This is a genomic window from Sphingobium estronivorans (assembly GCF_008692605.1).
Taxonomy (GTDB): domain Bacteria; phylum Pseudomonadota; class Alphaproteobacteria; order Sphingomonadales; family Sphingomonadaceae; genus Sphingobium; species Sphingobium estronivorans.
This window is the reverse complement of sequence record NZ_LFCT01000048.1, coordinates 1-10,362: the sequence shown is the minus strand read 5'-3', so window position 1 is coordinate 10,362 and position 10,362 is coordinate 1. Positions and strand designations below refer to the sequence as shown.

Here is a 10,362-nt window from a genome sequence, read left to right as displayed (position 1 = left end):
TCCACAACCACCCAGCCGGAACCGCCGAGCCCTCACTGACGGACCGGAATTTGACTGAGCGGATGGTTGCCGCGGCGCACGTGTTCGCCGTCACCGTGCACGACCATTTGGTCATTTGTCGTGAGGGATATGTGAGTTTTCGTAGGGCTGGTCTGCTGTAGGTCCCGGTGCCCTGGCTGGGCGGGCCCCCTTCCCCATCCAGACCACCGACAACACTCACCGGCCATTCGCCATGAAAATCAAAGTTCAGCTTCCACTGCAAGGGAGTGCGTAAATGACGCAGATGATGCCAATAAACCACCGGATGGCGATGTGCCGCAGGCTTATCGACATGCGCAACGCCGTCGGCGACGCCCTCGGCTATGATTTTTGCCCCAGCCCGATCTGGGACATGCTCCTCGATCTGTATCTCGCACGGCATGAGAAGCGGGGCGTCTATCTCTGGTCCCTGTATATGGCCGCGCATGTTTCACCATCCACGGCGCATCGGAGGGTGCTGGAAATGGAGAAGCAAGGCCTGGTCATGCGGGAGTTGTCCGACCAAGATCGCCGCTGCATCGGCATCGAAATGACGGAAGGCGGCGTTGACAAGGTGAACAGCCTGCTCGACCGGCTGATCGGCATCTGTCACGCCTCGCCCTTATGATATGCCGGAGCTGGCCGATCCGGTCAGTTCCCCGAGGTACAAGACACCGTGGCCATCCAGCTGGATCATTCCATCGCCATGCCGCATCCCATCTTCCGTGCCAGCGAGCCGCGACCGAAGGACGATGAACGCGATGAAGGATTTTTGCGGCATGCGCCCTTTCGCCATGGCTTCAGTCGTCGAGTGTACGGGCGAATCGAACCACAAGGTCGATTTCCTCGGGCGTACCTTTGATCAGATCGATCCGGCGCCTGCCGTCGGATGCCGGTTCTCCCCCAACCAGAAACTGGAGGATCGCCCATCCGCTTGATCGGGGCGCCGCAGCGAGAAGCTGCGGAATAGCGGGCCGGACGCTGTTGCCGTCGAATTGAAAACTCGGGAACAGTTTCACGCCCCCGTCGTCCAGCATGAGCAGGCGGCGCTCGCGCGCAGCCTTGTAAACCGCCTGGACGGTCTTGTGGCCGAGCAGCTTGCGAACCGACTCCGCGCTGAGGGCCTGTCCCGCCGCCGCCATCATCTGCCGCTTGAAGGCGATTGTCCGGCCGAGTTCCTCGACAATGTCCGGGTTATCGACCTGGGTGGCGGGAATGCCTCGTGCCAGGTTGAGCATGAATTCGGGCAGATCGACGCTTTCGATAGCGATCTTCTTGGCGGCGACCGGCATGACCTTCAGCAACCGTTCGGCGCTCACCATGATGCGTGCACGAAGCGCTTCATCCAGATCGATAGAGTTGCCAGTTGCGGGCCGCACCATAGGATCGCCTCGTTTAATGGAGATGATATTTGCATCGGGAGAGGATGAATTCAACGAACGGCCCCATAACGGTCCACCCGGGATTAGCTCAGAATCGGCTATTGCCCCTCCCGGTTTCCCGAAGCATAGCGGTGGCGATGAACGAAGAGCTGACAAAAATTGTGCTGACGGTGTTGCAGCGGGCGCCCGAATGGATCCGACACGATCTCGGCGCAAAGGACAACAGCCTCCGCGCGCGAGCCGAAGAGGTTTTGGCAGCGATGGTGGAAGCCGCGGTCCGGGAGCACGGCTTAGCCTCGTAATCGACCGGGTTGCTCACCATGGAGTAGCAATTCTCCAACTGCTTCACATGGTCGGGTATCATCGACGCTCGTTGCCGCCATCCGCGCAATCCCGTTCGTTGCTACTGAAAATGATTTTGCGCTCAAGGGCGGCACGGCGATCAACCTGTTCGTGGTCGCGGCTCCTCGCTGAGCGCAGCATCAAGATTTGCCGTCATCAGGCGACGCCTAGTCCGGTCAATAGGAGTATTCGCCGCGTGCCAGAGGCTGTAGGCAGTCCTTCGTCACAGGGGGATTTCCACAATGACCGCACGCTTTTCTTCAACCGGCCTTGCCGTCGACGGCCAAAACCGTCTTTCCTTTCTGTCGAATTTTCTCGACTGGGTGTTGCGCGGAGTCGGACAGGTGTTGTTGCAGAACAACAGCTATGCCGGGTTGTTCTTCCTGATCGGGATTTTTTGTAATTCAGCGCTGTTCGGGTCGGCGGTTCTGCTCGGGACTGCCGTGAGCACGGCCACCGCCCTGCTGCTGGGTGTCGATCGCGCCCAGGTGCGGGCGGGGCTGTTCGGCTTCAACGGTGGGCTCGTCGCCATTGCCTTGCTCTATTTCCTGCAACCGGGCGTCCTGACCTGGTGCTGCGTGATCTTCGCGGCCGCCTGCTCGACAATCATGATGGCCGCCTTTCTCACCCTCATGAGCGCCTGGAAGCTGCCCGCGCTCACAGCCCCCTTCGTCTTCACCTCCCTGTGCTTCTTCCTGGCGACCGCGCGCTTTGGCCGGCTCCAGTCCACGCATCTTTTGCCCACCGCCGGTCTTCCCGGGGCGGTGACTGTCGAGGGCGTGGTGACCGGATCGACGATAGCCGAAGGCATTTTCAACGGCATCGCCCAGGTCTTTTTTCAGGGCAATGTCATCACCGGCATTCTCTTCGCGGTCGGCCTCCTCATCAGTTCAAGGATGGCCTGCACGGCGGCGCTGGTCGGATCGCTGAGCGGGCTCCTTGTCGCATGGGGCATGGGCGCGGCCGAACCGGCGATCCGCGCCGGCGCGTTCGGATACAACAGCACGCTTGTCGCCATCGCGCTGAGCGGCGTGTTCTTCGTGCTGGACCGGGTGTCGATCGCCTATGCATTGCTCGCAACCATTGCCACCGCCATTGTGTTCGCGGCGGTTTCCGCAGCGCTGGAGCCGCTTGGCGTACCGGCGCTGACACTTCCCTTCGTCCTTGTCACATGGCTTTTCCTGCTTGCCAGCCCGATCTTCCCCAAGCTGCGGCTTGTGTCGGCGGATGAACGACCCTCCGGCGACAGTAACACCACCGCCGCTGGTTAGCGGTTGGGAATTGACGCATAGCTACCCGAAATGCAGACTTAAGGCAGCGCGCTCTAGCGTCCAGGTGACATCACCACGATGTGGAAGCTGCCTGGCTCCATGGCTCCGCGCTTGCCTGCCAAGGCCGGCAGGAAACGGGCCGCGGGGAGGAAGAGGCGGTCACTCACCGGATCAAGCGCTGCGGTGCGCGCGTTCGGTTCGGTCGGAATGTCCGTGACGACTGGATCGCCGGCTATATTGAGGGCGATAACCGACAAGGTGCCGGATTTTGCCGCACGGAACGAGGAACCTGCGTTCCTTGGCCTGCCAGATCGCGGTGTCCGGCCCAAGACCGATCGGCACAAGCCGGACCAGCTTGTGTTCGGCGAGATCGACCAGCGCGGCCTTCCCGTTGGCGCAGGCGCTGAGCGCCAGGCCCGTTTCCGGCGAATAGGCCATTCCCGTCGGGCCTTCGCAGCCCGGCAACGCAATCGCGCCCAGCGCCTTGCCCGCGTCGGGATCGACCAGCTCGATCTCGCCGGCATCCTCATTGTTGACCGCGAGCAGATGGCTGTCGACCAGCACCGGCACTTCAAGACCCGGTTTCAACGGAAACCGGCGAAGCTCGCGCAGGCTGTCAAGGTCGATAACCGACACCATGCCCGCCTTGGCGGCCATGACATAGGCCATATGCCCATCCGCGCTCACTATGGCGGCGTCGGGGTCGGCCGGAACGGCGATGCTTGCAATCTGCGCGCCGCTGCCGGCATCGAGGATCCGCACGCTGTCGTCATGACCACTGGTGACAAGGATCCGGTTGGTGCCGGGAATGGCAAGGGCGGCGTGGGCGCCCTCGATCTTGCCGATCGTGCGGAAGACGGGCTTCAGTGCGGGATCGACCAAAAGGACATCCTGGCCATGCGCGACCAGCAGATGACCATGTTCACTGTCCCAGCTGGCGAAGTCCCAGCGACCGTCCGGCGCGGGAATGTCGGCTGCCCTGACGAATGCCGGTGCCGACCCGGCGAAAGCGGCTGGCGCTGAGGCAATCGCGACCGATGCCGCCAGCAGAGAAAAGATCAGACGACGCATGATGAATCCTTTCATGGGGATCAGAAGTGAAGCTTCACGCCGCCTTCAAGCGTGACATCGTAAAATTCCCGCTGGATCGGCCGGTTGGGCGTGCCTTCATAAAAACGCAGCGGCGCGTTGGTCAGGTTCTTGGCGTTGAAATAGACCTCGACATTGCGATTGACCGTATAGCTACCATTGAAATCCAGCGTATAGCGGCTGTCTTGGAAAATGTCGGTGGCGCGGCTGCCGCCCACCCCGAACAGCACGCTGCTCTCATATTGCGAGGCAAGGCGTATCTTGACCGCGCCAAGCTCATAGAAAACCGCCGCGTTCCAAGACCATTTGAACGTGCCGGGCAGTGCGACCTGCCCCTCACCGTCGCGCAGCGCCACCGCGCTGTCGACATAGGTCGCATTGGCGTCGATGCCGAAACCGGACAGCAGGCCAGGGAGCCCCCGGAAGTGGTTGACATAATTTGCCTCCACGCCGCGGGCATGGGCGTGACGCGCATTCTCGTAAGTCGCAACATTGAAAATGCCCGCATTGCCGGCATAGCCGCTCACCAGCTGGGTCCGGGTGACGATATAGTCCAGCATCTCCTTGTCGAAGGCGCCGACGGACAGGATGCCCGCATTGGGGAGATAATATTCGAGGCTGACATCGAAATTATGGCTGTAGGTCGGCAGCAGCGTCGGATTGCCGGTGCTGACCGTCAGGCCGCCAAGGTCGATGTTGGTCGCCTGTTGCGCCTGGTAGAAGCCGGGGCGGGCAAGGCCGGTCGAATAGGTCGCACGGGCGATCAGCTCAGGCGAGAATGCATAGCGAAGCTGGGCGGTCGGGAACCAGTTGTCATAGCTGCGACCTGTCGCAATCGGCGTGGTGACGGTGTTGCCCTGGATATCGGTCGTGCTACCGATGCCTCGATAGGTGGCGGAACTGTGCTCATAACGCAGGCCGACCAACAGGCCGAGCGGACCGAAGCTGCCCTTATATTGGGCGAAGACGGCGGTGATATCCTCGCTGTCATCGAAATAGCCGCCGATATTCCGCTTGAGGGCCGAGCCGCTCTGGTCGAACAGACTGCGCAGACCCGAACCATCGGTCACCGGGCCGATATCATAGCCGGCATGGTAGAAGTTGGTGACGGCCGGACCCTGGGCAAAACCGGTGAGCGCAAGCGGCAAACCGGCATAGTCGAATCTGCCGTTGACCGGATCGGCGACTTTCTCGCGATAGCGCAGCTTCCCGCCGACCTTGAACTCGTCGCCCGCCGCGAGGCCGAGCGGGATAGCGACGCTGGCCGCATAGGACCATTCCTCGTCCCGATCCTTCTCCGCGCTGTTCTTGACATTGACGAGGAAGTAATTGGCCGGATCGGTGAGCCCGGTTCCCGACGTGACCGCGAACCGGGGATAGTTCGGATTGGTGCTGTTGTCGTAGGTCAGTCCGTAATTGGCCGGATTGTCGAATTCAGAATTATAATCATAATGCTTGTCATAGGTCGCGCGCGAATAAGCGCCCCAATATTCGACATGCGCCAGACCGAAATGATTGTCGCCACCGAGTTGGATGACAAGATTCCGGTGTGTTTCGTCTTCGTCCCGCAGCGTCTTGAGAGCGTTAACGCCGGTGCTGGCAAAGCCGTTGGCATTGGCCGGATCGACCACCGTCGTCCCGTTGAAATCCAGCTCCAGACGATTGCGCGAGACATGCTCATTATAGCCGGCCAGGCTGGCCCGAAGATAGAAGCGCTGGTCCGCGTTGGGCGTGAAATCGAATTCGCCGGAATAACCGAACCGCTGGCGGTAATAGTCATATTTGCGCAGTTCCAGGGCCGCGAAGGCCTTGTCCGGTGCGACGGTGCTGTCGTCGATATAGGCGGCCTCGATATCGTCGAAACTGCGATGATCGTTATGCAGATATTGTGTGAAAACTACCGAGAAAGGCTTGTCGCCATTGGCATTGACGCCGCCGAACGCACCGCCGAGCACGACCTCGTCGCGATAAAGCCCCTTGCCCTTGAACGTCTCGATCCCGCCGCCCAGTGTGATGTCGGCAAATGGTTCCTTGGTCCCGATGGCGGTACGCGGCGTCAACTCGACGGAGCCCCCGATGCCTTCGGCATCATGGTCGGGCAGGCCGGTCTTGGTGACGGTGATGCGGTCGACAGCGCCGACCGGGATGGTATCGAACTCGACCGCGCGCCCCGACGCATTGAAATAGGTCCCACCGGGCTGGGTGTTCAGCAAGTTGACGCCGCCGAAGGTCGCGCCGTTGAGATTGCCGTCCAGACCCCGGATGTTGACGAAACGGCCTTCCGCCGTATCGATCGACAGCGAGACACCAGGGAGGCGACTAAGCGCTTCGGCCGCGTTTACATCCGGGTATTTGGCAATGGTTTCGGCCGACTGGATGTTCACGATGTTCGGCGCGATCAACTGCTCGTCCCGCGCGGTCTTCGCCTGGCGCGCGGCCGTGACGACAATCATGCGTGCCTTATATGGTTCGGCATCCTCGGCATGGGCGGTCGCGGGCAATATGCCGATGGCAATGGCGGTGAGCGAAACGTGACGGAATTTCATGACGGCCTCCTTGCAGGACCCCGGGTCCCCCGGCAGGCGCGTCATTCGCCCGCATTGTGACAGCACGGCTGCAAGCCGCATTACAAATCATTCATTTTATCAAGGAGAATTCAGGTGCGCGCACAGCTATAGAATGACAGATAACAACATGATAAATAACATATTTATCCAATTACAAGCCAATCCATGGAGCACAGCGCAACGGGACGATGCCCCCATGGACGCCCCAAACATTGGGACTTTGTATGGTGCCGGCCGCAACAGATTAAGGTGGCATGGATTACATCAGGGCATCGCCGGAAACCCCGGCGACACCCGGAAGAATCGATTTCGAGCAGAATCGGGAGACCCCATGACCGAACCCATGCGTGAGACATTGTCCAAGGTTCCTGCCGTCACACTCGGCTTCTGGATCATAAAGATCCTGGCCACGACCTTGGGCGAGACCGGCGGCGACACCATCACCATGACGATGAATCTGGGCTATCTGGTGGGAACCGCGATTTTCGCCGCGGTGCTGATCGTGCTTGTCACGGCCCAGATCGCAGCACGGCGTTTCCATCCCGCGCTATATTGGGCTACGATCGTCGCATCGACGACCGCCGGCACCACCCTGGCCGATTTTGCGGATCGCTCGCTGGGCATTGGCTATACAGGGGGATCGGCCTTGCTGCTGGCTTGCGTCATTGCGTCATTGGCGGTCTGGAAGGTTGTGACCGGCAGTGTTTCGGTGGAGCGGGTCAGCGACATGCGTTCCGAAATCTTCTACTGGATCACCATCACCTTCTCGCAGACCCTTGGTACGGCATTGGGTGACTGGATGGCCGACACCAGCGGCCTGGGCTATGTCGGAGCCGCCTGCCTGTTCGGGGTGGCGCTTGCGATCATCGCCGCGCTCTATTTCTGGACCGGCATCAGCCGAGTCACACTGTTCTGGGCTGCCTTTGTCCTCACCCGCCCGCTCGGGGCGACGGTGGGCGATTTCCTCGACAAGCCGATCGATCATGGCGGCCTGAACCTTAGCCGTCCGCTCGCCTCGCTGGTCCTGGCGGTCGTCATGATCCTGCTGATCGCCCTATTGCCGCAACGTGCCGGACGGCATCCGTCGATGGCGGCTTGATCCAGCCGAAGCTCCATCCCCAGAGGTTTTGCCAGCCATGGTAGGAGCTGCGATATGAGAGCCTGGCTTCGCCCTGCAGGAATCCCAAACATAGAATTCCACGCTTGCAAATTTCAAATTTAATTTGAATTATACAAGGATGATTGAGCGCCATATCAAGCTGGAACTGATTGAAAGACTCGGCGGCGTCCCGGCCGTCGCCTTATTGGGTCCGCGACAGGTCGGCAAGACCACCCTGGCCCAAGAGGTCGGAGAGTTCCAGCCATCGATTTATCTCGACCTGGAATCAGATGCTGATCGGGCCAAGCTGACTGAGCCCGAGCTTTATCTGGAGGCGCACGAAGATAAGCTGGTCATCCTCGATGAAGTTCACCGTCTCCCTGGTCTCTTTCAGATTTTGCGCGGCCTCATCGATCGTGGACGGCGTAAAGGTCTAAGGACGGGAAGGTTCCTGCTCCTGGGCTCGGCCTCCATCGATCTGCTGGCCCAGTCCGGAGAAAGCCTCGCCGGCCGGATCAGCTATATCGAAATGGGGCCGTTCGATGCGCTGGAAATACCCCCGGGGGACATCGAACATCTGTGGATCAGAGGCGGATTCCCCGACAGCTATCTGGCAAGTTCGGATCGCGCCAGCCAACGCTGGCGGCAGGATTTCATCCGAACCTATCTCGAACGGGACATTCCCATGATGGGCCCACGGATCCCGGCCGAAACGCTGAGGCGTTTCTGGACAATGCTGGCCCACCATCAGTCCGGTCTCCTGAACGCTTCGGAATTTGGCCGCAGCCTGGGTGTCACGTCACAGACGGTCGCAAATTATCTTGACCTCCTCGTCGACCTGCTTCTCGTGCGGCGCCTTGCGCCATGGCACAACAACAACAGCAGCAAGCGCTTGGTCAAATCTCCCCGAATCTATGTTCGGGACAGCGGTCTTGTGCATACACTTCTGGGCCTTCCCGACCGAGAAGCAGTCCTTGGCCATCCGGTGGCTGGCGCCAGTTGGGAAGGATTTGTCATCGAGAGCCTTCTGGCGGCCGCACCGGAGGGCACGGAGGCATATTTCTACCGGACCGCCGCAGGGGCAGAGATCGATCTCTTGCTTCGGTTTGCCGATGGCAGGCTCTGGGTGTTTGAGATCAAGCGCAGCCTTTCGCCAAAGGTCGAGCGTGGCTTTCACACCGCGTGCGAGGATTTGAAGCCCGACCGCAAGTTTCTCGTATATCCCGGATTTGAGCCTTTCCCTCTGGGTGACGGCATTGAGGTGGTGCCACTTGCGACTGCGGTCGAATCCATCAAGCGATAAAAATGCAACCGGCACCACACTCTCCCGACACGCGCCATTCCTGGGGCATCTGCCGTTCGGCTTTCTGCGCCGACCAAATCGGGCGACGACGAACGTGTAGCGTTAGTGAATTATATCGCGGTCCACCCCGAGTCGGGTGTGTCGCTGGGCGACGGCCTCCGCAAGGTTTTGATTCCGCGCGAGGGTGGTGGCAAGAGCGGCGGCTATCGGACCATCTATTTGTTCGGAGGCTCGGAAATGCCAATCTACCTCGTCACCGTGTTCGCCAAGAACGAGAAGGATAACCTGTCCAAAGCCGAGCAGGCCGCCGCCGTCGAATTAGCGAAGGCGTTGGTCGCAACCTATGGAGACCGAAGATGAGTGCCTATGAGAGCATCATGCAGGGGCTGAACGAAGCGCTGGATCATGCCAAGGGCAGGAAGACCGGCGCCCGCGTCCACAAAGTAGAAATTCCCACCGTTGATGTCGCCGCGATCCGGGCCAGCACGGGCCTATCGCAAAGCGCGTTCGCGCGCAGCATCGGCGTCGCCAAGGGCACGCTGCTCAACTGGGAACATGGCCGCCGCCATCCAACCGGCCCCGCTCAGGTTCTACTCGCCATGATCGCCAAGAAACCGTCGCTGGTGAGCGAGCTGTTGCGCTAAAGACAAATACGAGCGTAGCGAAAGACGCTATAGCTAGTCAGCAGACCGGTTAACGGCGATGGTGGGGTTCTGGCTATGCGGCACCGTACAGCAATGGCTGGGAGATTGGGCTTTCGGGCAACGTTTTCCCGCGTCCCGCATGAGTGTCGATTTTGCTGCCTTTCTGGTGCCAGCGCTCCCTTTTCCCGAATGCCGGCTTCCAAAGGCGAGTCGTTCGCATGACGCCGGAAAATGATCAGGCTGCGCCCCTGCTCCTAAGCGACCTCATCGACGCGCTCGAGTTTGTCAGCGCTTCCCAATATGACGAACATCAGGCCTATATTTGCAGGCAATCGGGCCGCATCCTCTTTCTGGCCGACGGCCTCGACATGGACGATACCGCAGAGCTGCCTGACGATCCGGAAACCGCAGGCTATATCCAGGTGCCCCATCGACGCGACCTCGACCCTGGGAAAAAGCTGGCGCTCGCATTCGTCGACGAGGAACTGCCAGAAGCAGGGGCGGAGGCACGAAACATCTTCTCCCGGAAAGGTGCCTACAGGCGTTTCAAACATCTGCTCGAGGCGAAGGGCGCGCTTGAAAGATGGTATGCCTATGAGGAGCGCGCGGTCGAGACAGCTACGTGCCGATGGTGCGACGATGTTGGC

12 protein-coding genes are annotated in these 10,362 nt (G+C 60.3%); 9 read left to right on the top strand and 3 right to left on the bottom strand.

Annotated elements, in window-relative coordinates; translation table 11 throughout:
* Positions 1-161 (top strand): JAB domain-containing protein (locus F7P65_RS22670; RefSeq protein ID WP_420853334.1); only part of this gene is annotated, 161 nt, incomplete at its 5' end.
* A gap of 113 nt (positions 162-274) precedes the next feature.
* A complete protein-coding gene (locus F7P65_RS21540) occupies positions 275-646 on the top strand; it encodes a MarR family transcriptional regulator (RefSeq protein WP_150295586.1) in 372 nt (123 codons plus the stop codon).
* Between the two features lie 172 nt (positions 647-818).
* On the opposite strand, the gene F7P65_RS21535 is transcribed toward F7P65_RS21540, so the two are convergent.
* Positions 819-1,400, bottom strand: a complete 582-nt coding sequence (locus tag F7P65_RS21535; RefSeq protein ID WP_162854744.1) for a hypothetical protein — start codon at positions 1,398-1,400, stop codon at positions 819-821.
* A gap of 137 nt (positions 1,401-1,537) precedes the next feature.
* Here F7P65_RS21535 and F7P65_RS22130 point away from each other — a divergent pair, with 137 nt between their 5' ends.
* A complete protein-coding gene (locus F7P65_RS22130; protein WP_162854743.1) occupies positions 1,538-1,702 on the top strand; it encodes a DUF6771 family protein in 165 nt (54 codons plus the stop codon).
* A gap of 282 nt (positions 1,703-1,984) precedes the next feature.
* Positions 1,985-3,013, top strand: coding sequence for an urea transporter (locus F7P65_RS21525; protein WP_150295584.1), 1,029 nt, complete (start codon positions 1,985-1,987; stop codon positions 3,011-3,013).
* A gap of 171 nt (positions 3,014-3,184) precedes the next feature.
* Here F7P65_RS21525 and F7P65_RS21520 read toward each other — a convergent pair whose 3' ends face one another.
* Both F7P65_RS21520 and F7P65_RS21515 read right to left on the bottom strand, forming a co-directional pair.
* Positions 3,185-4,084: a YncE family protein gene (locus tag F7P65_RS21520; protein WP_150295582.1), complete on the bottom strand. Its 900-nt coding sequence runs from the start codon at positions 4,082-4,084 to the stop codon at positions 3,185-3,187.
* 20 nt (positions 4,085-4,104) lie between these two features.
* Positions 4,105-6,648 carry a TonB-dependent receptor gene (locus tag F7P65_RS21515; RefSeq protein ID WP_150295580.1) on the bottom strand — a complete coding sequence of 848 codons (2,544 nt, stop codon included), beginning with the start codon at positions 6,646-6,648 and terminating at the stop codon, positions 4,105-4,107.
* A 352-nt stretch (positions 6,649-7,000) separates the two neighbouring features.
* Here F7P65_RS21515 and F7P65_RS21510 point away from each other — a divergent pair, with 352 nt between their 5' ends.
* The 5 genes from F7P65_RS21510 to F7P65_RS21490 all read left to right on the top strand — a co-directional run.
* The gene (locus tag F7P65_RS21510) at positions 7,001-7,768 is read left to right on the top strand and encodes a COG4705 family protein (protein WP_150295578.1); all 768 of its coding nucleotides are present in this window, start codon (positions 7,001-7,003) and stop codon (positions 7,766-7,768) included.
* Between the two features lie 139 nt (positions 7,769-7,907).
* Positions 7,908-9,071 (top strand): ATP-binding protein, encoded by a 1,164-nt coding sequence (locus tag F7P65_RS21505; RefSeq protein ID WP_150295576.1) that lies wholly within the window; start codon positions 7,908-7,910, stop codon positions 9,069-9,071.
* Between the two features lie 105 nt (positions 9,072-9,176).
* Positions 9,177-9,431 carry a type II toxin-antitoxin system RelE/ParE family toxin gene (locus F7P65_RS21500; protein ID WP_240334432.1) on the top strand — a complete coding sequence of 85 codons (255 nt, stop codon included), beginning with the start codon at positions 9,177-9,179 and terminating at the stop codon, positions 9,429-9,431.
* Positions 9,428-9,715 (top strand): NadS family protein, encoded by a 288-nt coding sequence (gene nadS, locus F7P65_RS21495; protein ID WP_150295572.1) that lies wholly within the window; start codon positions 9,428-9,430, stop codon positions 9,713-9,715. Before F7P65_RS21500 ends, nadS begins: the two co-directional genes overlap by 4 nt.
* Before the next feature lie 218 nt (positions 9,716-9,933).
* Positions 9,934-10,362, top strand: a 429-nt coding sequence (locus tag F7P65_RS21490; protein WP_150295570.1) for a UPF0158 family protein, incomplete at its 3' end; no start/stop codon positions are given.